The following is a 21,034-nucleotide window of genomic DNA, read 5'->3' on the forward strand; positions in this document are numbered from 1 at the left end:
CGTCAGCAGCGCGGCGCCGGCGGCCTGTACGACCCGGAACGTCACCAGCCACCAGACGCCGCCGCTTGCAGCGCAGGCGGCGCTGGCGAGGGTGAACACGGCGAGGCCGATGAGGAAGCCGCCCTTGCGGCCGTAGCGGTCGGCGATCCGGCCGGCCGGGATCAGCAGTGCCGCGTAGACGATGGCGTACGCGTTCAGCACCCAGGACAGCTGCGACAGTGTCGTGCCGTGGAAGTCGGCACCGATGTCGTCGAAGGCGACGTTGACGATGAACACGTCGAGGCTGGCCATGAACGCCGCGAACGACAGGACGGCGAGAACGAGAGCCGGACGCTGGCTTTTGTCGGTCATAGTCAGCGACGCTAATCGGCTGGCTATGCTTGACGCAAGCTAGGAGGCACGAGATGAGCGAGGACACCGCCCGGCTCACGGGCGCGCTGAGCGAACGCAGCGGCTGGCGTGCCGACCGTTGCCCCATCGCACGTTCGCTGGGCGTCGTCGGCACCCGCTCGGCCATGTTGATCATGCGCGAGGCTTACTACGGCACGACCCGCTTCGACGACTTCGCCGATCGGGTCGGCATCACGCAGGCGGTTGCCGCGGCCCGGCTGCGCGAACTCACCGACGCCGGCCTGCTGCGCCGCGAGCCGTACCAGGACCCGGGTCAGCGCACCCGGTTCGAGTACCGGTTGACCGAGATGGGCCGCGATCTGGCGCCCGCGGTCCTCGGCCTCTTCGACTGGGGGTCGAAGTACCTGTTCGGCGACCGCGGCGCGCCGCTGACGCTGCAGCACACCGACTGCGGCGCCGACATCCACGTCACCACCACCTGCAGCGAGGGACACGTCGTGCCGTTGCGCGACATGTCCGTCACCCGCACCTGACCACCGCCCGACCCCGGTGGCGGCACACCTCGACCGGCGCGCCACCATCATCGGGTGCACCCTGCACCGCGCCCACGTCGTGACCGGACATACCGCGTCGTCATCGCGTTGTTCCGGATCGTCTTCCGCGCGCTCGGCCTGCGCTTCGACGTGCGTGGCGCGCAGCATCTGCCGGCCGACGGCGCTGCGGTGCTCGCCTGCAACCACCTGAGCTATCTGGACTTCACTTTCGTCGGGCTCGCCGCGCTGCCACGCAAACGGCTGATCCGGTTCATGGCGAAGAAGTCGACGTTCGATCACGCCGTTTCCGGGCCGCTGATGCGCGCCATGTGGCATGTGCCCGTCGACCGCGAGTCCGGCGCGGCGGCGTACCGGATCGCCGCGCGCCGGCTGGCCGCGGGCGAGCTCGTCGGCGTCTTTCCCGAGGCGACGATCAGCCGCTCATGGACGTTGAAGTCGTTCAAGCGCGGCGCCGCGACACTCGCGGTGCGCGAGCGGGTGCCGCTCGTCCCGGTGGTGCTCTGGGCGCCGCAACGGACGTTCACCGTCGACCGGCACTACAGCGTGCGGCGCGGCAAGACGATCATGGTGCTGCTCGGCGAGCCGCTGCGCCCCGCACCGACCGACGACCCCCACGCGGTGGACGAGACGCTGCGGGCCCGGATGCGCGAACTGCTCGACGTCGCCGACCGGGAGTACCCGGACCGGCCGGCGGGCGAGGGCGACCGGTGGTGGCTGCCGGCCGCGCGGGGCGGGACGGCGCCGACGCTCGAGCAGGCTGCGGTACTCGAGACCGCGGCCCGCGAGCGCCGGGCTGCGAAGCGCGCCGGACGCTGACCGCGCCGGCTGCGTTCAGCCGGGATTCGGCGTGTTCACGCCGCAGTGCACCCGCGCATGCTCGGGGCCGCGGCGGCCGGCCGGCGGCGCGGACGAGCCGGCGTGCGCGTCGACCTTCGCGCCCTCGGCGTCGCGTCGGTCCGCGACGGCGCTCTCGTCCTCCGCGTCATCGGCCGGCCCGTTGGCGGCGACCGGCGACTCGTCCCTGCCCCGGATCGTCAGCGCGGACAGCACGCCACCGCAGGCGAACAGGATGCCGGCGATCACCACCGCGTGGTGGAAACCGGTCGACAGCTGCGCGGGGTGCGCGTACGCCTGCGGGGTGATGCCGGCGAGGCCGGGCAGGATCGCCACCGCGAGCAGGCCACCGATGCGCGCGATGTCGTTGTTCACCGCGGACGCCACGCCCACCTGGCGTGCGGGCGCCGCGGCCAGCGCCGTGGCCGTCAACGGGGCGACGGTGCACGAGAGGCCGAGCGCGAAGACGACGACGGCGGGCAGCACATCGGTCAGGTACGACGCGTGCGCGCCGACGCGGGTCAGCAGCACCAGCCCGAAGCCGCCCAGCACCGGGCCGACCGACATCGGCAGTCGCGGGCCGATCCGCTGCGCCAACCGACCCATCCGCGCGGACAGTGCCAACATCACGAGCGTCACGGGCAGCAGCGCGCTGCCTGCGGCCACCGGCGTGAACCCGGACACCCGCTGCAGTTGCACCGGGATGAGAAACAGCGCGCCCGACAAGGCCGCGTACATGATCAGGGTGACGGCGTTCGCCGCCGCGAACTCGCGGTCGCGGAACAGTCCCAACGGCATGATCGGGCTGTGCGCGCGGGTCTCGGCGAACACGAAGGCGAGCAACAGCGCGACGCCGACGACCAGCGTGCCGATCAGCACCGGCGACCAACCCCGTTGCGGCCCCTCGGTCAGCGCGAAGACGGTGGCGGCCAGCGCCAGCGCCGCGAGCAGCACGCCGGTGATATCCAGATGTCCGCTGGACTCCTCATCGCGGGTCTCCGGGATGAATCGCGCCGACAGCACGACCACGACGACGGCCAGCGGCAGGTTGATCAGGAAGACGAGTCGCCAACCCCACGGCGCGACGCCGACGAGTACACCGCCGAGCACCGGCCCGATGGCGGTCGCGATCCCACCCAGGCCGGACCACGACCCCACCGCCGCCGCGCGGTCGTCCTTGCGGAACACGGCCTCGAGGATCGCGAGCGACCCGGGCGTCAGCAGCGCCGCGCCGACGCCCTGCAGCGCGCGCATCGCGATGAGCAGGGCGGAGTCCGGCGCGACGGCGCAGCCGAGCGACGCAGCCATGAACCAGACCGTGCCGAGGACGAAGATGCGCCGACGGCCGAGCCGGTCGCCGAGCGACCCGCCGAGCAGCAACAGCCCGGACAACGTCAGCGTGTAGGCGTTGACCGTCCACTGCAGCGCGGTGAGCCCGGCGTCGAGGTTGCGGCCGATGCGCGGTAGCGCCACGTTGACGACGGTGCCGTCCAGCTGCGCCATGCCGCTGCCCAGGATCGTTGCGGCGAGCACGCCGCGTCCTCGACCGGAGCGAAGCACCAGATCGGGATCGGCCATGGTCGAACGCTAGCGGGTTATCCGGTTCACCGGGATACCCGGATGCAGACGCGACCGGCGGCTCGCGCTGTGGGTCCGGGGGCGGTAGGGGCGTCGCCGCAAACGCCAACAATGCGTCGCTGTAGTGGTAAATAGTTGGCGTTTCCCCGGGGCCGATTAGTGCGCGTTTGCCGGCCGGGCGCACCCCTCGCGCACAATTGCGCGGTGGTCCAGTTCGAGCAGGTCCGGCACCGCCCGCCCACGCCGTTGGCGGCGCCGCGCGAGCTCGTGGTCGCCTGCGCGCCGATGCGCAGCAACGTCAACCTGTCGACGATCATGCGCACCGCCGGGTGCTGCGGCGTCGAGCGGATGATTGTGTGCGGCCACGCACGCATCGACAAGACGATCGCGCGCGACGGCGCGGACTCGGTGCGCCTGGAGGTGCGCAACTCGCTGGCGCCGGTTTTGCGCACGCTGCGCGAGGACGGCTATCGCATCGTCGGGCTGGAGCAGACGACCAACGCGGTGCGCCTGGCCGACTACCCGTTCCCGCGACGCACCGCGCTGGTGATCGGCAACGAACGCGCGGGCCTGTCCGAGGCCGAGCTCGCACTGTGCGACGACTGCGTCGAGATCCCCGTCTGGGGCTTGCCGTACAGCTACAACGTCGCGACGGCGACCGCGATGGCGCTCTACGAATACTGCCGCCAGCACCCCTCCTGACTCACCCCGTCGCTTCTTGCATGCTCGGATGACCACTTTTCGGCGCCGAAAATGGTCACGGCGAACCGGGAGATGCGACGGCAGCGTCAGACGAACGTGCCGCGCAGTTCGAGGACGGCGAGCTCGTCCCGGCTCGAACCGAGGCGTTTGGTCCACGACGTGCCGAGCGCGGCGACCGCCTGCGCGCTGGCGTAGCCGACGTGCTCGAGCACCCAGCCCGCCTCGGCCATGCGCGGCGCGAGATCGTCGCGCACGGAGTCGGGCGTCGGCTCGGCGAGCGCACCCACCTCGGGCACCGGCGGCCGCCACGCGTGCAGGTTCAGCGTGATCAGGAAGGTCGCGCCGGTCCGGCACGCGGTACGCACACCGCGCAACACCGCGATGTCGGGCGCGACCACCGCGCGCAGCAGGCTGCCCCACGGCATCAGCACGTGCACGTCGTCCACGGCTGCCAGCTCTGCCGGCAGCTGCTCGACCGACGCCCACACGAACAGCGCGTTCGGCACCCCGCCCCGTGCCGGCTTGCGAGCGGCGCTTGCCGCCGTAGCGCGCATCGCGTCGGGTGCAGCATCGAGACCCACCACCAGCGCGTCCGGCTGCGCACGCGCGACTGTCAGCACATGCTTGCCGTCGCCGGTGCCGAGATCGAGCACGAGGCTGCGGTACCGCTCGCGCAGCTGCGCGAACGCCGCGGCGTCGAGGTCGCGAGTCTGCTTGCCGACGACCTGGCGCACGCGCCAACCCTAGGCTGGGCGGGTGCGGCTCACCGGGCGAGGCAGTGCGGACATCCGCGCCACGCACCGCAAGACGATGGAGCTCACGCCCGACGAGTCGATCACCGAGCGTGCCACCTGCGTCATCGGGATCGGCGTGCGAACGGATGACGCGGGACCGGTCGCCGCAGGCCCGGTGACGATCACGATCACGGCCGGCGGCAACGCGTTCTCCTTCGACGCGCGCGCCAACTCCTCGTGGACGCCAGGTCCCGCCGTCATCCGTCGCAGCCCGATGCAGCTCCCCGGCACGCTCGCCGTCGATGCCGATGCCGCGTCGGCGGACCTGCCGCGTGACCTCGTGGCCGCGCTCACCGACCCGCACACGCAGGTCGAGATCGACGTGCGCCCACGTCGCGGTCTCGACGCGCTGGTGCTCTTGGCCGTCGACCCCACCCGCACCGACCCGGACCCGCGGTTGGCCGCCGAGCTCGCGGTCGCGGACGCAGTGCTGGCCGAGGACGGCGCGGCCCGCGCGGCGGTGCCGGCCGTCGATCGGCTCGACACACGCCGAGCATTGACCGCTTTACCGCCCGGCCGGGTGCTCGTCGTCGCGGGAACCGATCTGCCGGGCGCGGCACTGCTCGCTCCCCTGCGCGACAACCGTCCGGTCGAGACGGTCGGGTTGCTCCCCGGTGCGGCCGCGGCGGCTGCGGCGCACGCGGGCGGTCCGATCACCTACGCGCCGCGCGCTGCCGACCTGCGCGCCGTGCTGCTGCGCACTCCGGCCACCCACCGGCTCGTCGTCACGACGCCGCACGACGAGCTGGGTGCCTTGCTCGGCGCGGCGAAGGAGCTGCGCGGGACACGCGACTGCGTCCTCGTGCAGCAGTACGCGCAGCCGGTCCGCACGACCACCGTCGCGCCGTGCGCGTTGCCCGCCAAGGACACCGTGTACTGCTGCCTCGAGCCGTTGACCGGCGAAGAGGCGACGTTGGATCCGGCCGCGCGGGCGGCGGTCACCGCGTTGCTCACCGACGGGGTCCCGACGCGCACCGCAGCGCGCGCGCTCGCCGAGCTCACCGGCTGGCCACGCCGCGACGCCTACGACGCGGTACTGCACATCGCGCGCTGACGCCGCGCACGCCGTCCGGCAGGCGAACCGGACGTTGCGATCCCGTCACGCATCCGGGACGTCCTACGCAAACCGACGGCCGCCTGGTACCCATGACCCGTGCGTGGGAGGGCGGCTGCAGTCGGCTGCTGTCTACTGCTCGCCGCCTGCTCGTCGAGCGTCCACGTGCATCCGACGCCGTCGGCACGCAGCACGTCGCCGTCCGCCGGCCGCTCGGTGTCGCGTGCACCCGCTTCGACGAGCGCAATGGCGCCGACCACCGCGCCGCGCAGCAGCACACCGACCAGCACGTCCGCATCGGCCACCGCATCGGGTGTGCGCGGCCAACCGCCTGCGCTCGGGCAACGCATCGTCGGCCGGGAGCGGGTCGTCGCGTACTACGGCGCGCCCGGCAGCGGCAAGCTCGGCGTGCTCGGCAAGACCTCGCCGGAACAGGCCGCGCAATCGATCATCCATCGCGCGGCGGGCTTCGAACACTACGGCGAGCCCGTGCTGCCGGCGATGGAACTGATCGCCACCGTCGCGCGCAGCGGACCCGGCCCGGGTGACACCTACTCCGCGCCGATCCCGATGGCGCAGGTGCGCGAGTACCTCGACGTCGCGCACGAACACCACATGCTGTTGATCCTCGATCTGCAGCCCGGCCGGGCGTCGTTCGTCGCGCAGGCGAAGGCTTTGGCGCCCGTACTCGTCGATCCCTCGGTCGGCCTCGCGCTGGACCCGGAGTGGAAGGTCGGTCCCGGTGGCCGGCCCGGCAACGGCCTCATCGGGCACAGCACCGCCGCCGGCATCAACGCGGCGACGTCGTGGCTGTCCGGGCTCGTAAGCGCCCGTCACCTACCGGACAAACTCGTCGTCGTGCACGAGTTCACGGCCTCGATGCTGCCGGACCGGCAACACATCACGCAGCACCCCGGCATCGAGATGGTGCTGCACGCCGACGGGTTCGGCCACCCCAGCACGAAGGTTCACGTACTGCAGAAGTTGCACTTCCCCAGCCCGCCGTTCGGCGTCGGGTTCAAGTTGTTCTTGACGCAGGACTCGCGGCTGATGTCGCCGGGCGAGGTCATGCGGCTGCACCCGCGCCCGGACGTCATCACGTATCAGTGACGCGGTGCCCGTCGGCCACCGGCTGCGGCAGCCGCAGCTGACTCCAGTCGTCGGCCAGCCACGGCGTGCGCGAGAAGCTCGCGGTGAGCTTGCCCGGTTCGGTCTCCAGCAGCTGCCCGAACACCGTGCCGTAGACGTCGTCCGAGTCGGGCACCGGATGCCGGATGACGAGCGCGTCCAAGTCGTCGGTCGGCTGCTCGCCGGTGACGACGTCGACCCAGTCCTGCTCGGCGAACAGCGGCGCGTACCGACGCGCCTTCGGCGTATCGGGGTCGATGCCGCTCGACGTGAACAGGTGCGTGCCCGGCGTCAGGTCGGTACGCGTGAGCTCGGCGCCGGTCCACTCCCACGCGCGCACACCGTTCGGCGCCGCGAGCACGAGGGTGAACGTCGCCATCGCGCGGTGATCGACGTGTTCGGTCCAGGCGTCGCCGTGCTCGAGCGCCGCGAGCGGCAACACCCCGCGCGACGGCGTGCCCGTCCCCTGCTCGGGACGGTTCAGCACCAACGCGGTGATTCCGGCGGCGACGTCGCTCACGCACCAGCTCCCGCCTGCGGCGCGGTCCCGGCCGCCGATCACCCCCGGCAGCTGCGGCCACCACGCACCCGGCTCGTCGAACGCGCGGGACATCAGCTCGTCGCGGATCGCCAGTATTCGCAGCGGTTCGCCGGATTGCCATCGAGTCACCACGGTGCACACCTGACGAACGGTAACGGCGCGTCCCGCCTCGCGTGGCGGAGGGCGAGGGATTCGAACCCTCGGTCAGGGATCACCTGACAGCGGTTTTCAAGACCGCCGCACTCGGCCGCTATGCGAGCCCTCCGGGTACTGCGGGCCCAACCTTACTGAGACGTCGTTGCTCGGACCGTGCGCCAGCCGGAGCGCTCTCGACCACCGTGCGGGGCCACGCCCAGGGCTACGAACCCAGCGAGCGCCCGGCAGGCGGGCGACGGCTATTGCTACTGGGTCCGCCGATGAGGCGCGGCGGCCTTCGACGACCGACTCGTCACGCCTTCCTTAGCTGCTGTTGGGGCCGCGGCACTCGCCCCGGCGGGTACCTGCCATGTCTGGTTCGCGCCGGCGTTGCAGTCGTAGATCTCCAGTCCGGTTCCGTCGGCGGTCTTGCTGCCGGGGTCGTCCAGGCAGCGTCCGGAGTTGGGGTTGACGATCTCACCGTTGCTCTCGACGTTCCAGACCTGCGCGACGGTGCCGTTGCAGGTGTAGAGCTGCACCTTGGTGCCGTTGGTCTTGGCGGCTTGGTTGACGTCCAGGCACTTGCCGAGCGCGTGGATCGTGTTGTTGCCGGGGAACGTCCAGACCTGGGCGTTGGTGCCGTTGCAGGTGTAGAGCTGCACCTTGGTGCCGTCCGCAGTGTTGGCGCCGGACACGTCGACACACTTGCCGGCGATCCCGGTGATGGCCCCCGAGGGAGGCACCGTGGTGATGACCACATCGGTCACGGCGTGGACGTCGGTCTCGCCGCCGGTGCCGGCGCTGAACGCGAGCAGTGCCTTTGCCGGGACGGTGACTTTCGCCGTCAACGGCGTCCCCCCGTCGAGGCTGACCGACAACCCCGTGCTGGTGACGGCTACGTCGACGGTGTGGGTGCCCGAACGCAGCGAGGTCGGTGCTGGGGCGCTAGCGGCGTAGGTCAGGGAATCGCTGCCGCCACCCGTGGCGCCGGTCGCGATGCCGTAGAAGTTGGCGGACGGGTCGCCGGTGTTCCTGTAGGTGTCGAGTGCCACCGCCGTGCCGGTCAACGAGCCGAAGCCGAGCGCGCCGCCGGTCTTGCCGAGCGATGTCGAGGTGTTCTTGGCCGGGTCGAGCAGATCAAAGGCGAGGCCGTCCGCGCCAGTGCCGCCGTTGAGCTGTGCGGTGAACTTGACGTGCAGCCCCGCGGTCGGCACCGCAGTCGGGTAGACGACGTTGCCCGCTTGCGTCTCGGTGGCCGGCGTGAGCGTCGTGGTCGCCCCGTTCTGCACCGCGGAGCCGTTGGCGTGCCAGCCGCCTGCGGCCGGTGACGGGATCGTGCCCGTGCCGGTACCGGTGCCGGTGCTCGTCCCGGTTCCGGTCAGGGTCACCGTCTGGGCGCCCTGGTTGTCGTTGCCGGTGATCAGGTACGAACCGCTGACGGCACCTGTCGTCGTCGGCGCGAACGTCACGGTCTGGGTGATCTCGTCGCCGGGGTTGATCTGCTGGCCCTCCGAGACCGGCGATGGCGCGCCGAACGGTGCCGCGGGCGGCGCGGCCTTGTTCAGCGTCAGCACCGTGTTGCCGGTGTTGCTGATCGTGAACGTCTTGCTGGCGGTGCTGCCGACCGGCACCGACCCGAACGCGACGGTGGTCGGGCTCAGGGTCATGTGCGGAGCGCCGGCGATACCGGTGCCGCTTATCGGGACGCTGACGTTGCCGGTGGAGGACGTCACGGTCAGCGCGGAGGAGAAGTCGCCGGCCTTGCTCGGCGCGAACGTGATCGGCACGGACACCGACGCCCCGGCCGCCAGAGTGGTGCCGTTGGCGGGCAGCGACCCGGCGGAGAACGGCGCGCTGGGCGCAGTGGCGCCGGTGATGGTCGTGGTTGTACTGCCGGTATTGGTGATCGAGATGCTTTGCGTCACCTTGCCACTGGTCGGCACCTGGCCGAAGGCCAGGCTTGCCGGGTTGCCGGCCAGGCCCGGCTGGGTTCCTGCCCCGTGCAGGTCGAAGGCCAGTGTGCCGGCGTTCGTGGCGAAGGACAGCGCTCCGGACTGCGCGCCGGTCGCGGTCGGCGCGAACGTGACCGGCACGGTCAGGCTCTGCCCGCTGTTGAGCGTGGCCGGCAGCGACACCGAGCCGGCCTTGAACGGAGCGGCGGTCGACACGCCGGTCACGGTGACGGTGCGGGTGGCCGTCACGGTGACGTTCTTGGTCGACGTGCTGTTCACGGCGACATTGCCGAAGTCGGTCGGCGAGCCGGACAGTGCCGCGGTGGTGGGCCGGCCGAATCCGTAAAGGACACCGTCGCGGTTGCCGACGTACACGCGCCCGCCGTCGGTGGCCGGGACCGCAAACTTCGAGGCAGTGCCGATGGGCGCGGAGTACCGCTGGTTCAGCACGCCGTTCGTCGGCACGGTGTCGTAGGCGCGCAACTGCCCGCCGGAGCCGTTGGAGCCACTGGAGTAGATAGCCCAGATCAACGAGGAGCCCGAGGTCGTGCCGGTGGACGTCACGACGGGCGAGCCGGAGGTGTAACCCCAGTTGGCGGTGCTCGAGCCGACCTTGGTCAGTGCCGGCAACCCGTTGCCGGCAACCCCGGTCTTGAAGGCGAGCAGCGGGCCACCGTTCGTGATCGTGTAGACGTAGCCGCCGTCGCCACCCCAGAACGCCGGGTGCCCCCAGACGCCGTTGTACGGGCCGGCGACCTGAAGCGCACCGTCGGTGCCGCCGGCGCCCTGGCCGACCCCGCCGAGATTGTCGCGGTCGAGCAGGAACACCCGCCCGTCCTTGCCCACCTCGACGAGCAGATGCGGGTGCGCGGAGGTGCCGTACCCGTCCGGAATGGCCATCGGGCCGCCCGATCCGAGGTCGGCGTCCTCGCGGTCGAGGTTGCTGTTGTTGACCGGGCTGAAGAAGTCCTTGGCCGTCAGGTTGCCGTCGCTGCCGACCTGCAGCCGGACCACGGCCTCGGCCAGCGTCGACGGCGGCTGGGTGCCCGGCCCGGGCGCAGCGGACACGCCGTTGCCGGTCGCCAGGATGATCCGGCCGGCGCCGTCGGACACCAAACCGCCGCCCGACTGCCAGATACCGGCCTCGGAGTTCGACGACCCCGCCTCTGTCGACCACAAGGTGGTCTGCTTGCCGGTCGAGGCGTTGACGCCGGCGACGTAACCGACGTAGGGCCCGTAGTCGCAGTGGCTGGCGAAGCCTGCGTACACCACACCGCCGAGCAGCAGCAGACCCGGCCGCTGCATCGCGGTCTTCGGGTTGAAGGTGTTGCCGGGGTCGTTGCTCGGGCTGCCGCCGATCGTGGCGGGGAAGTTGGGTCGCTCGGCGCCGGTCGTGATGTCGATGGCGTGCAGGTACCAGTGCGGATGATTGCCGTCGGCACCGTCGTTGACCTTCGCCGTGAAATACGCGGTGCCGGTCGCGGGGTCGTAGACGGGTGTGCCGGTTATCCCGATGTTGGGCACCAGATCACCGCACCCGATGTTGGAAGCCGGCCAGTACGGACCGACGTCGCGCGACCACTTGATCGCCCCGGTTTGCGAATTGAGACCGTAGATCTTGTCGTTCTCGGTCACCGCGAGCACCGTCGACTTGGCGACGATCGGCTGCGCATAGATCTGGCCGTCGAGCTGAGTGGCGAACAGCTGCCCGAAATCAGATGCCGACACACTCGACGGGGCCAGACCCGATTCGTTCTGGTCCCACCCGGTGCGCAGCGTGTCGTCCGAAACCGTCACGTTGTCCGCGCCGGCCGGCACGTCGGCGACGATCGTGCCAGTGCAGATCAGCGCGAACACGGCGGCAAGCGCGACGAACCGTCGTCGACGGGACTTCGGGGCGCAATTCATGACAGACCTCGACACGACGGCGAATGTGACCGGGGGAGCAAAGCACAGTTTCGCGACGTATGGGGAGGCGCACTACCTTTTTGTCATGCGCGCCGGGGCTTGGACACTCGTCGCGACGTCGGCGGTCGGCTTCGTGCTGTCCGCATGCGTCGATCATTCCGCCACCGCCCCCTCGCATTCGGCCGTCGCGTCGCACGCAACGCCGACCGCAGCTCCACGCAAGAGTGCGCCGGCCACTTCGCGCGGTACCGCCGGGCCGGTGATGACGGCGACCAGTACTGCAAGGCAGCGGGCATCGTCGGAGGCGACCGATACCAGTCGCGCTGTGTCGACCTTCCTCGCTCTCGCCCATGCGGCGTTACCCGCCCAGTCGCGTGCAATGCTGAGCGCCGACGGCCACCGGATTTGCCGTCAGTTGGCGCAGGGCAGCTCTGCCGACGACGTCACCGGTGATCTGGCCGCGCGGTTGGGCAGCCAAAGCGTCGCGCACCAGTTCGTCGTCGACGCTCGTAGTGCCTACTGCCCCTGACGCGCAAGCGGTACCGCACCACTCCGCCGTGCAGCGATCGGCGGACTGTGTCCCAGCTCGCAGAAAAACGGAGTGGACGGCTCCGGATCCGGGTGTACCGTCGGGGGCGAACCGGAGCCACCGCCTCCGGTAAGTTACCGAAAGGTAGACAACACATGACCTCCGCACTGCACGAGACGACGACGGCGCCGGCCGTCGGGCAGTCCGCAGGCGGCGACGCGACCTCCAGCAAGCGCTGGTGGATCCTCGCCGTGCTCGGCATCGCCCAGCTCATGGTCGTCCTGGACTCGACGATCGTGAACATCGCACTACCGACCGCGCAGACCAGCCTGCACTTCGACAACGCCGACCGACAGTGGATCGTCACGGCGTACGCACTGGCCTTCGGCAGTCTGCTGTTGATCGGCGGCCGATTAGCCGACTTCTTCGGCCGCAAATGGGCGCTGCTCGTCGGGTTGACCGGCTTCGCCGTCGCGTCGGCGATCGGCGGCGCATCGGTCAACTTCGCAATGCTGGTCTCCGCCCGCGCGGTGCAGGGTGCGTTCGGTGCGATCCTCGCCCCGGCGACGCTCGCGTTGCTGACGACGACGTTCAGCGAGCCGAAGGAACGCGGCAAGGCCTTCGGCATATTCGGTGCCATCGCCGGAGCCGGCGCGTCGGTCGGCCTGCTGCTGGGTGGCGTGCTCACCGAGTACGCCACGTGGCGCTGGACGCTGTACGTCAACCTGGCCTTCGCGGCCATTGCCTTCGCCGGCGCGATGACGTTGCTGCCCCGGCACGAGCGGGCCACCGAACGTCAGCAGTCCGATCATGCGGGCACGGCCGCGGTCACCCTGGGCCTGTTCGCTCTCGTCTACGGCTTCTCGAACGCCGAACAGCACGGCTGGGGAGCCACCCTGACGATCGTCTGCCTCGCGGTGGCCGCAGTGCTGCTCGTCGTGTTCGTGCTGATCGAACAACGTGTCAGCAACCCGATCCTGCCGCTGCGCGTGGTGGCCGACCGCGACCGCGGCGGCGCGCTGCTGGTGATGTTCCTCGCCGGCATCGGCATCTTCGCCGTGTTCTTGTTCCTCACGTACTACCTGCAGACGAACCTGCACTACACCCCGATCAGGTCCGGCGTCGCGTTTCTACCCATGACCGGCGCGATCATCGTGACGGCGTCCGTCGGCAGCACCGTGCTGATCCAACGGGTGTCCGGGCGCGTCCTGATCCCGACCGGCATGTTGTTGTCGGCCATCGGGCTCTACATCCTCACGCACATCAGCGTGACGGGGAACTACGCGTCGGTCGTCCTGCCCGCGACGATCGTCATGGGTGTCGGCCTGGGCTTGGTCTTCGCACCCGGCTTCAACCTCGCGGTGCTCGGTGTCGAGCCGCGCGACGCCGGTGTCGCGTCGGCATCGGTGAACGCGATGCAGCAGGTCGGCGGCTCGGTCGGCACGTCGCTGTTCAACACAATCGCCGGGACGGTGCTCGCCGGCTACCTCGCCTCGCATGCTGTTCCGCAGGGCCTGGGTGCGGCGCAGGCCAAGCAGGCTGCATTGGGCCTGCAGGCGCACGCGGCGGTGCACAGCTACACGGTCGCGTTCTGGATCGGTGCGGCCGTGTTCCTCGGCGGTGCCATCCTGTCCGCGTTCATCCTGCGCAACGACATCCCGCAGGGTGATCCCGGCGCGGCACCGGTCGCTGCCTGAGCGGGCATACGTTGAGCATCACCACGGACGGGAGGCGGCCATGACCAAGGTCGACGAATCGGCAGCTGTCGATGCCGTGGGCGCCTCCCGTCCGATGCGCAAGGACGCCGCGCGCAACCGTGCGTTGCTGCTCACCGCCGCTCGCGACGTCTTTCGCGAACGCGGTCTCGACGCCAGCCTGGACGACGTCGCCGCGCGCGCAGGAGTGGGTGTCGGCACCGCGTACCGGCACTTCGCGAACAAGCACGAACTGGCCCGGGCCGTGCTGAGTGAGCGCATCGAGGAGATGATCCAGCTCGCCGAGTCGTCCGCGGCGACCCGGGACGCGTGGCAGGGCATCACCACCTTCATCGAGGGCGCGGCCACCGCGCAGACCACCGACCGCGGACTGCGCGAGGTGCTCATGGGCGCCCACGATCCGCAGCAGATGGAGCAGATCCACGACCGGATGACTGGGCCGCTGCGCGGACTCGTCGCGCGCGGCAAGACTGAAGGGGTGCTGCGCGACGACGTGCAGGCCACCGACGTCGGCGTCGTGATGATGATGCTGTGCACCGTCGCGGACGTCACCGCGGACACCGCGCCCGACCTGTGGCGTCGTTACCTACCGGTGCTGCTCGACGGGCTGCGGCCGGGCAAGGCGCTGCCGGTGCCCCCGATCGAGGAGGACGAGTTCCGCGCCGCGATGAGCACGTACAAGCAGCGCATGCAGGGCGCCGGCGGCTGACACCTGACCACCTGACACCTGACCACCCCCACACCCCTCGTTGATCAACAGCAGGTTCGGGTCGCTCCGGTGCGCATAATCTCCTGTTGATCACCGGGATTTCGGCTGCGGGCCGGTCAGTCCTGAGGGTCGAGCAGGTGGTGCCGTAGTGCCTGCGCGTCGGCGTCCGTCCAGCCGTGCCTGCGCAGCCACGCGGACGGACCGCCGTAACGGGCGTCGAGTTCGTCGAGGAAGCGCTGCATCGTCCCAGCCCGCGGCCGGTGCTTGTCCGCGTCGACCGCGCCCGGGTCGTCGACGTCACCTGCGTACGTACTGCGGGTGAACAGCCGCGCCAGGATCGCCTCGATCGCCTCGCCGCTACGCACGTAGTCCTCGACGATGGCCTCGCGGGTGACGCCCACCTCGGCCAGCGCGAACGCGATCACGACGCCCGTGCGGTCCTTGCCGGCGGCGCAGTGCACGAGCGTGGCGCCGTCGGTGCCGGCGATCAGCCGAAGCGTCGCGAGCACCGAGTCGGGGCGGTCGTCGAGGTAGCGCAGGTAGACGGTGGCCGCGTCGGGACGCGCGCCGCCGGTCTCGTTCTGCTCACGCTCCTGCCACGGCAGCACGACCGGACTGTCGTCGTCGGCACGCGCTGCGTCGGTGGCCTCGCCCGCTTCGGGAAACAGCGAGAAATGCCGCACGTCGACGCGCGCATCGTGGTGCAGCGGGCCGGGGCCCTCGTTGGTGACCTCGACGCCGGTGCGCAGGTCGGCGACCGCACGCACGTGCAACTCCTCGACGAGGCGCGCCACGTCGTCGTCGGTCAACTCCTGCAGGTTCGCCGAGCGGATCAACCGCCCCGGCTGCACCGCCCGGCCGTCGTCGGTCGGCAGGCCGCCGAGGTCACGGACGTTGTCGGCTCCGGACAGCTGCACCCAGCGTGGTTCGGCCACGCCACCGACCCTACGGACGCGTCAGAACGACTCTTCGGCGACGTCCATCAGCGCGTTGTCCATCGCCTCGGCGACGGCGCGCCGGGCGGCAAGCTCCGGCAGCACGGTGGTGGCGAAGAAGTGCGCCACCGCCGGCTTGCCGGCGTAGAACGCACGATCCCCCGCGGACAGTCCGTTCCCGTCGAGCTTGCCCAGCGCCACCGCCGCCTGGCGCAGCAGCAGGTAGCCGACCATGAGGTCGCCGGCCGACAGCAGCGCGAGCGTGGCGTTCTGGCCGACCTTGTAGACGTTGGCGACGTCCTCCTGGCCGCTCATCAGCTGGTTGAACATCGCGCCGACGATGCCGCCGAAGTCCTCGAGCGCCTTCTGCAGCGCGGCGCGTTCTTCCTTGAGCCGGCCCTCGTCGGCGATCGACTCGAGGAACTGCGTGATCTCGGCCGAAATTGCGCCGAGCGCGGCGCCCTTGTTGCGCACGATCTTGCGGAAGAAGAAGTCCTGCGCCTGGATCGCCGTCGTGCCCTCGTACAGCGTGTCGATCTTCGCGTCACGGATGTACTGCTCGAGCGGGTAGTCCTGCAGGTAACCCGAGCCGCCGAAGGTCTGCAGCGCCTGCGCGAGCTGGTCGTAGGAGCGCTCGGAACCGACGCCCTTGACGATCGGCAGCAGCAGATCATTGATGGCTTCGTCGGCCTTGGTGTCGCCGTCCGTGTGCTCGCCGACGATGATCCGGTCCTGCACCGAGGCGGTGTAGAGCACCAGCGCGCGCAGGCCCTCGGCGTACGCCTTGTTCAGCATCAGGCTGCGCCGCACGTCGGGGTGGTTGATGATCGTGACCCGCGGAGCGCTCTTGTCCGCCGCCTTCGTCAGGTCCGCCGACTGGACGCGGGTCTTGGCGTAGTCCAGCGCGTTGAGGTAACCGGTCGACAGCGTCGCGATGGCCTTCGTGCCGACCATCATCCGGGCGTGCTCGATCACCTGGAACATCTGCGCGATGCCGTTGTGCACGTCGCCCACCAGCCAACCCTTGGCCGGGATGTTGTCGATCTCGCCGAAGCGCAGCTCGCAGGTGGTCGACGCCTTGAGACCCATCTTGTGCTCGACGTTGGTGACGAAGGCGCCGTTGCGCTCACCGAGCTTGCCGGTCTCCGGGTCGAAGTGGAACTTCGGCACGACGAACAGTGACAACCCCTTGGTGCCCGCGCCGGCGCCCTCGGGGCGGGCAAGCACCAGGTGGATGATGTTCTCGGTCATGTCCTGCTCGCCCGACGTGATGAAGCGCTTGACGCCCTCGAGGTGCCACGAACCGTCGGACTGCTCGACGGCCTTGGTGCGGCCCGCACCGACGTCGGAGCCCGCGTCCGGTTCGGTCAGCACCATCGTCGCGCCCCAGCCGCGGTCGATCATGCGCTGGGCCATCTTGCGCTGCGTCTCGTTGCCGTTGGCGTAGAGGATGCCGGCGAACGGCGCGCCCGCCATGTACATGTGCAGCGCCGGGTTCGAGCCCAGCACCTGCTCGGCGACGCCCCAGACGACGGTGCGCGGGACGAGCTGGCCACCGAGTTCGGGCAGGGTCTCGAGGCGCCACCACTCGCTGTCGAAGAGCGTCTTGAACGACTTCGCGAACGACTGCGGCATGGTGACCGTGTAGTTGTCCGGGTCGTAGACCGGCGGGTTGCGATCGGCGTCGGCGAAGGACTCGGCGAGCGGCCCCTCGGCGAGCTTCGCGACCTCGGCGATGATGCCGCGCGCGGTGTCCTCGTCGATGTCGGAAAACGGCGCCTGGCTCAGCAGCTTGTCGGTGCCGAACACCTCGAAGAGGTTGAACTCGATGTCGCGGACATTGCTCTTGTAGTGGCCCATGGCCGAACTCCTGCTTCCGGTCGCGGTAACCGACTGGCGTAGTTACCGATGAGTAACTTCAAGAGTATTACTCGTAGGTAACCCGAGCAACATGACGCGCGCGATTGTTAGCACCGTTACGGGGCGATCCGGACGAATGCCGCGCCGACCGTGCACCCGCGGCGCGACGACACGCCGGTCGAAGCCTGCACGCCGTGCACCGTCGGAACGGTGGGTACCCGTGTGGCGACGCTGCGGGTTGTTTTCCGGCGTGTCAGCCCGCACACCCGCCACACGACGCGAGCCGCGATCCCCGGCAGGGCTAGAAGATCACCCGGAGGCTGATGGTCTCGGGCATGGCGCGGATCTGGTCGACGATCGACTGTGTCGTGCCGCTCGCGGAGTCGGTGACGACATAGCCGTACTCGCCGCGCGTGCCGAGCAGCTGCGCCTCGACGTTGACGCCGGAGTCGGCGAGCAGCCCGTTGACCCGCGCGAGCACGCCGGGGACGTTGCGGTGCAGGTGCAGCAGCCGCAGTCGGCCGGTGGCGCGCGGCAACACGAGGCCGGGCATGTTGACGCTCATCGACGTCGAGCCGTCCTGGGTGAAGTCCGCGAGCTTGCCCGCGACGAACCGGCCGATGTCCTGCTGAGCCTCCTCGGTGGAGCCGCCGATGTGCGGGGTGAGGATGACGTTGGGCAGGCCGCGCAGCTCGGACACGAACTCGTCGCCGCGGCCCTTCGGCTCGACCGGGAAGACGTCGACGGCCGCGCCGGCGACGTGTCCCGCCTCGATCTGGCGGCGCAGCGCGCCGTAGTCGACGACGAAGCCGCGCGAGAGGTTGAGGAACAGCGAGCCGGGTCGCATGGCGGCGAACTCGTTCTCGCCGAAGAAGTTCTGGTTGGTGGCGCGCCCGTCCACGTGCAGGGTGACGACGTCGGACTCGCCGAGCAGTTCCTTGAGCGACAGGCTGCGCCGCGCGTTGCCCAGCGCGAGCTTGTCCGCGGTGTCGAAGAAGAGCACCCGCATGCCGAGGTTCTCCGCGAGCACCGAGAGCTGCGTGCCGATGTTGCCGTAGCCGACGATGCCGAGCGTCCGGCCGCGCACCTCGTGTGCGCCGTGCGCAGACTTGTCCCACACGCCGTCGTGCATCAATCCGTTCTTCTCGGTGAGCCGGCGCGTCATCGAGATGATCTCGGCGATGGCGAGCTCGACGACCGAACGCGTGTTGGAGAACGGCGCGTTGAAGACCGTGACGCCCGACTCGGCCGCCGCGGCGAGATCGATCTGGTTGGTGCCGATGCAGAACGCGCCGACCGCGATCAGCTTGGGTGCAGCGGCCAGCACGCGCGCGCTGACCTGGGTCTTCGAGCGGATGCCGAGCAGCGAGACGTCGGCGAGCCGCGCGATGAGCTCGTCCTCGTCGAGCGCGCGATCGACGGAGTCGACGGCGAACCCGGCTGCGGACAGGATCGCCTCGGCCTCGGGGTGGATCTGCTCGAGCAGCAGGGCGCGTACGGCATCGCTCATACTGCTGAGTCTAGGGAGGCGACGTGGGCGATTTCGCGTCGACAGTGCCCGCGTGCCGATCCGGCGCAGCGCCGCCGCGGGGCGCCGGCGTCAGGCGCTGACCGACCGGCTGATACCGATGCCGCCGGGCGTCTGCGCGCCGTAACGCGCCATCTCCCGGGCGAGGTCGAGCGGGCGGATCGACGCGCGGCCGGCCAGCGCTGCCTCGTCGAGCAGCTCGGCCGGCACGATCCACGCGACCTCGAACTCCAGACCGTCCGGGTCGCGGCCGTAGAGCGATTTCGTCGTGCTGTGGTCGGACGCGCCGACCAGCGCGTCGGCCGCTGCCAGCTCGGCCGACAGCGACTGCAGGTCCGCGAGCGTCTCGACTTCCCACGCGAGGTGGTACAGACCGACAGCGCCGCGCCCGGCCGGTGACGGCGCAGCCTGCGCGCCGACCGCGAACAGGCCGAGATCGTGGTCGTTGGTCGAACCGTCGGCACGCAGGAAGGCGGCCCGGCCGGCCAGCTCGGTGATCACCTCGAAGCCGAGCACGTCGCGGTAGAACGCCACGCTGGTCGCGACGTCACGGACGTAGAGCACCGCATGATTGAGCCGGTGGATGGCCATGTCAGATCAACTCCTCGGACGTGTCCCAGCCTAATCGATAAAGTTGAGAATTCAACCAGGTACTCTCTGTATATGACGACGGCGTGGCTGACCGAGCCGGAACAACGGGCGTGGCGCGCCTATCTCGAGTCGTCGAAGGTGCTCATGGACGCACTCGATCGCCAGCTGCAACGCGACAACGACCTGCCGCACGCCTACTACGAGATCCTCGTCCGACTGTCCGAGGCCCCGGAGCGTGCGCTGCGGATGAGCGAGCTCGCCGAGGTGACGCTGTCCTCGCGCAGCCGCCTCTCGCACGCCGCCGCCCGCCTCGAGGAACGCGGGTGGGTCCGCCGTGAGGACTGTCCGACCGACCGCCGCGGGCAGATCGCCACGTTGACCGACGAGGGCTTCGCGGTGCTCGTCGCCGCTGCGCCGGGGCATGTCGCCTCGGTGCGCTCGTACGTCATCGACGCCCTGACCGAGGAACAGCTGGCCGCACTGGCCACGATCGGCGAGACGATCATCGCGCGGGTGACCGAGCGGACCTGAGCCCGCTCGGTCACCACGCATCAGTGCGTCGCGGCAAGCAGTGCGCGCCAGGTCGGCGGGTTCATCGCGCCGGTCACCGGGCAGCCGCGGTGCTTTCGCTGGAACGCACGCACCGCGTTCGCCGTGCTGGAGCCGTAGCTACCGTTCGCCGACACGTGCAGGGCCTGCTGCACGGCCGTGACCGCCGGGCCGCGCCAGTGCATGCGCACCGCGGCGCCGGAGTAGCGCACCAGCGACTTCTTGGTGGCGCTCGAACCCTTCGCGGCGTGCACCTTCGCGTACTGGTGGCAGCCCGCGTAGTTGGCGCGCTTGTAGAGGTAGGCCCAGTTCAAATCCTTCGGCCGGCACGGGCCGTAGTTCGTCGGCGTGATGTGCTTCGTCCAGAAGGTCGTCTTGCCCAACGCGCCGTTCCAGGACAGCGAGATGTGGATGTGCGTGCGGTGACAGGCGTTGTCGTCGCCCCGTGCCGGCAGGTGGGCACAGTTGTTGTACTGCTCCCACCTGCCGTCCCACGCCCCCCACATCCGGTTGTCGTAGATGACGTACATGACGCCGAGACGACGGGCCATCGCGAAGCGGTTGCCCGCGCGGTCGGTGGCCAGCAGCCACTTGATCGCGGCAAGCGCTGCGGCATGTTGCTTGGGGTTGTGGATGTTGACCATCCAGTCGATGGCGCGGCCCTCGTAGTGCTCGCTCTGCGGGCTGTCGGTGCCGCAGGCATACGCCGAACTCCAGCTCGTCGCGCCGTAGCTGCGGTACGTGCTGGCGAGCAGCCTGGCCAACGCGGCGGTCCCGGCGCGCACGTGCGGGTCGCACGAGGTCTGCCCGACGTAGGGCGCGAGCGGTTCGATCGCCGACGGGAGACCGGCCGGCGTCCGCGGCACGGGCACGGTGGCGGCACTTGCCGCGCTGCCCGGCGCGACGCACACCAGCGCCAGGCCGATCGGCAGCACCAGCAGGGCACGTCGCAGCGCGCGCAGGGAGGAAGAGAGTCGGAGCAGCACAGTGGTTCCTCGTCAGGTCGGCCCCGCTTGCACTACCCGCGGGCACATCCTGCCCGACACGCCATCTGTTATAACGGCGTTAGGTGAAGACTGCTTTCCGT

At 70.1% G+C, this 21,034-nt stretch carries 18 protein-coding genes, 1 tRNA gene and 1 pseudogene (1 of these 20 only partly in view); 9 read left to right on the forward strand and 11 right to left on the reverse strand.

Translation table 11 applies throughout. From position 1 onward, the window contains the following. Window positions 1-351 (reverse strand): annotated as a pseudogene (locus tag ACFFCN_RS09320) (MFS transporter) (it extends 1,124 nt beyond the left edge of the window). Between the two features lie 53 nt (window positions 352-404). Between ACFFCN_RS09320 and ACFFCN_RS09325 the strand changes: the two are divergent. Next, window positions 405-884: a winged helix-turn-helix transcriptional regulator gene (locus tag ACFFCN_RS09325; protein ID WP_375490953.1), complete on the forward strand. Its 480-nt coding sequence runs from the start codon at window positions 405-407 to the stop codon at window positions 882-884. 54 nt (window positions 885-938) lie between these two features. Next, on the forward strand, window positions 939-1,721 hold the full coding sequence (locus tag ACFFCN_RS09330; protein WP_375490955.1) for a lysophospholipid acyltransferase family protein: 783 nt from the start codon (window positions 939-941) through the stop codon (window positions 1,719-1,721). 15 nt (window positions 1,722-1,736) lie between these two features. On the opposite strand, the gene ACFFCN_RS09335 is transcribed toward ACFFCN_RS09330, so the two are convergent. Further along, the gene (locus tag ACFFCN_RS09335; RefSeq protein ID WP_375490957.1) at window positions 1,737-3,317 is read right to left on the reverse strand and encodes an MFS transporter; all 1,581 of its coding nucleotides are present in this window, start codon (window positions 3,315-3,317) and stop codon (window positions 1,737-1,739) included. A 204-nt stretch (window positions 3,318-3,521) separates the two neighbouring features. On the opposite strand from ACFFCN_RS09335, the gene ACFFCN_RS09340 reads away from it, so the two are divergent. After that, window positions 3,522-4,019 (forward strand): TrmH family RNA methyltransferase, encoded by a 498-nt coding sequence (locus ACFFCN_RS09340; RefSeq protein ID WP_375490959.1) that lies wholly within the window; start codon window positions 3,522-3,524, stop codon window positions 4,017-4,019. Between the two features lie 86 nt (window positions 4,020-4,105). On the opposite strand, the gene ACFFCN_RS09345 is transcribed toward ACFFCN_RS09340, so the two are convergent. Continuing rightward, complete coding sequence (locus ACFFCN_RS09345) at window positions 4,106-4,753, reverse strand: methyltransferase domain-containing protein (RefSeq protein WP_375490961.1); 648 nt, start codon at window positions 4,751-4,753, stop codon at window positions 4,106-4,108. Window positions 4,754-4,775: 22 nt separating this feature from the next. On the opposite strand from ACFFCN_RS09345, the gene ACFFCN_RS09350 reads away from it, so the two are divergent. Then, window positions 4,776-5,867: a DUF371 domain-containing protein gene (locus ACFFCN_RS09350; RefSeq protein ID WP_375490963.1), complete on the forward strand. Its 1,092-nt coding sequence runs from the start codon at window positions 4,776-4,778 to the stop codon at window positions 5,865-5,867. Window positions 5,868-6,113: 246 nt separating this feature from the next. Then, window positions 6,114-6,977, forward strand: coding sequence for a hypothetical protein (locus ACFFCN_RS09355; RefSeq protein WP_375490965.1), 864 nt, complete (start codon window positions 6,114-6,116; stop codon window positions 6,975-6,977). Here the strand turns inward: ACFFCN_RS09355 and ACFFCN_RS09360 are convergent. The 3 genes from ACFFCN_RS09360 to ACFFCN_RS09370 form a co-directional block, all read right to left on the reverse strand. Next, window positions 6,964-7,668: an NRDE family protein gene (locus tag ACFFCN_RS09360; protein WP_375490967.1), complete on the reverse strand. Its 705-nt coding sequence runs from the start codon at window positions 7,666-7,668 to the stop codon at window positions 6,964-6,966. The two genes, ACFFCN_RS09355 and ACFFCN_RS09360, sit on opposite strands and share 14 nt — an antisense overlap. Window positions 7,669-7,710: 42 nt before the next feature. Next, window positions 7,711-7,801 (reverse strand) — tRNA-Ser (locus ACFFCN_RS09365). A gap of 136 nt (window positions 7,802-7,937) precedes the next feature. After that, a complete protein-coding gene (locus ACFFCN_RS09370; RefSeq protein ID WP_375490969.1) occupies window positions 7,938-11,531 on the reverse strand; it encodes a choice-of-anchor D domain-containing protein in 3,594 nt (1,197 codons plus the stop codon). Here ACFFCN_RS09370 and ACFFCN_RS09375 point away from each other — a divergent pair. The 3 genes from ACFFCN_RS09375 to ACFFCN_RS09385 all read left to right on the forward strand — a co-directional run bounded on the left by ACFFCN_RS09375 (window position 11,530) and on the right by ACFFCN_RS09385 (window position 14,484). Next, the gene (locus ACFFCN_RS09375) at window positions 11,530-12,060 is read left to right on the forward strand and encodes a DUF732 domain-containing protein (RefSeq protein WP_375490971.1); all 531 of its coding nucleotides are present in this window, start codon (window positions 11,530-11,532) and stop codon (window positions 12,058-12,060) included. The genes ACFFCN_RS09370 and ACFFCN_RS09375 overlap by 2 nt on opposite strands. Before the next feature lie 155 nt (window positions 12,061-12,215). Then, window positions 12,216-13,757 (forward strand): MFS transporter, encoded by a 1,542-nt coding sequence (locus tag ACFFCN_RS09380; protein WP_375490973.1) that lies wholly within the window; start codon window positions 12,216-12,218, stop codon window positions 13,755-13,757. Between the two features lie 40 nt (window positions 13,758-13,797). Further along, entirely contained in the window at window positions 13,798-14,484 is a 687-nt protein-coding gene (locus ACFFCN_RS09385; RefSeq protein ID WP_375490975.1) for a TetR/AcrR family transcriptional regulator, read from the forward strand. Window positions 14,485-14,600: 116 nt separating this feature from the next. Here the strand turns inward: ACFFCN_RS09385 and ACFFCN_RS09390 are convergent, their stop codons facing one another. From ACFFCN_RS09390 to ACFFCN_RS09405, 4 genes are all read right to left on the reverse strand, one after another. After that, the gene (locus ACFFCN_RS09390) at window positions 14,601-15,419 is read right to left on the reverse strand and encodes a tyrosine-protein phosphatase (RefSeq protein WP_375490977.1); all 819 of its coding nucleotides are present in this window, start codon (window positions 15,417-15,419) and stop codon (window positions 14,601-14,603) included. Between the two features lie 21 nt (window positions 15,420-15,440). Continuing rightward, window positions 15,441-17,279, reverse strand: a complete 1,839-nt coding sequence (locus ACFFCN_RS09395; protein ID WP_375490979.1) for an acyl-CoA dehydrogenase — start codon at window positions 17,277-17,279, stop codon at window positions 15,441-15,443. 301 nt (window positions 17,280-17,580) lie between these two features. Then, window positions 17,581-18,789, reverse strand: a complete 1,209-nt coding sequence (gene serA / locus ACFFCN_RS09400) for a phosphoglycerate dehydrogenase (protein WP_375490980.1) — start codon at window positions 18,787-18,789, stop codon at window positions 17,581-17,583. A gap of 90 nt (window positions 18,790-18,879) precedes the next feature. Then, on the reverse strand, window positions 18,880-19,398 hold the full coding sequence (locus ACFFCN_RS09405; protein WP_375490982.1) for a VOC family protein: 519 nt from the start codon (window positions 19,396-19,398) through the stop codon (window positions 18,880-18,882). 72 nt (window positions 19,399-19,470) lie between these two features. Between ACFFCN_RS09405 and ACFFCN_RS09410 the strand changes: the two genes are divergently transcribed. After that, the gene (locus ACFFCN_RS09410; protein WP_375490984.1) at window positions 19,471-19,929 is read left to right on the forward strand and encodes a MarR family winged helix-turn-helix transcriptional regulator; all 459 of its coding nucleotides are present in this window, start codon (window positions 19,471-19,473) and stop codon (window positions 19,927-19,929) included. 20 nt (window positions 19,930-19,949) lie between these two features. Here ACFFCN_RS09410 and ACFFCN_RS09415 read toward each other — a convergent pair whose 3' ends face one another. Then, the gene (locus tag ACFFCN_RS09415; protein WP_375490986.1) at window positions 19,950-20,933 is read right to left on the reverse strand and encodes a peptidoglycan-binding protein; all 984 of its coding nucleotides are present in this window, start codon (window positions 20,931-20,933) and stop codon (window positions 19,950-19,952) included. Window positions 20,934-21,034: the final 101 nt, after the last annotated feature.

The organism is uncultured Jatrophihabitans sp. (assembly GCF_964246335.1).
Taxonomy (GTDB): Bacteria; Actinomycetota; Actinomycetes; order Mycobacteriales; family Jatrophihabitantaceae; genus Jatrophihabitans.

Coding starts and splice junctions, on each gene's coding strand:
- ACFFCN_RS09325 (WP_375490953.1), top strand. CDS start 405: ATGAGCGAGGACACCGCCCGGCTCACGGGCGCGCTGAGCGAACGCAGC.
- ACFFCN_RS09335 (WP_375490957.1), bottom strand. CDS start 3,317: ATGGCCGATCCCGATCTGGTGCTTCGCTCCGGTCGAGGACGCGGCGTG.
- ACFFCN_RS09355 (WP_375490965.1), top strand. CDS start 6,114: ATGGCGCCGACCACCGCGCCGCGCAGCAGCACACCGACCAGCACGTCC.
- ACFFCN_RS09375 (WP_375490971.1), top strand. CDS start 11,530: ATGACAGACCTCGACACGACGGCGAATGTGACCGGGGGAGCAAAGCAC.
- ACFFCN_RS09370 (WP_375490969.1), bottom strand. CDS start 11,531: ATGAATTGCGCCCCGAAGTCCCGTCGACGACGGTTCGTCGCGCTTGCC.
- ACFFCN_RS09380 (WP_375490973.1), top strand. CDS start 12,216: ATGACCTCCGCACTGCACGAGACGACGACGGCGCCGGCCGTCGGGCAG.
- ACFFCN_RS09385 (WP_375490975.1), top strand. CDS start 13,798: ATGACCAAGGTCGACGAATCGGCAGCTGTCGATGCCGTGGGCGCCTCC.
- ACFFCN_RS09395 (WP_375490979.1), bottom strand. CDS start 17,279: ATGGGCCACTACAAGAGCAATGTCCGCGACATCGAGTTCAACCTCTTC.
- serA (WP_375490980.1), bottom strand. CDS start 18,789: ATGAGCGATGCCGTACGCGCCCTGCTGCTCGAGCAGATCCACCCCGAG.
- ACFFCN_RS09405 (WP_375490982.1), bottom strand. CDS start 19,398: ATGGCCATCCACCGGCTCAATCATGCGGTGCTCTACGTCCGTGACGTC.
- ACFFCN_RS09410 (WP_375490984.1), top strand. CDS start 19,471: ATGACGACGGCGTGGCTGACCGAGCCGGAACAACGGGCGTGGCGCGCC.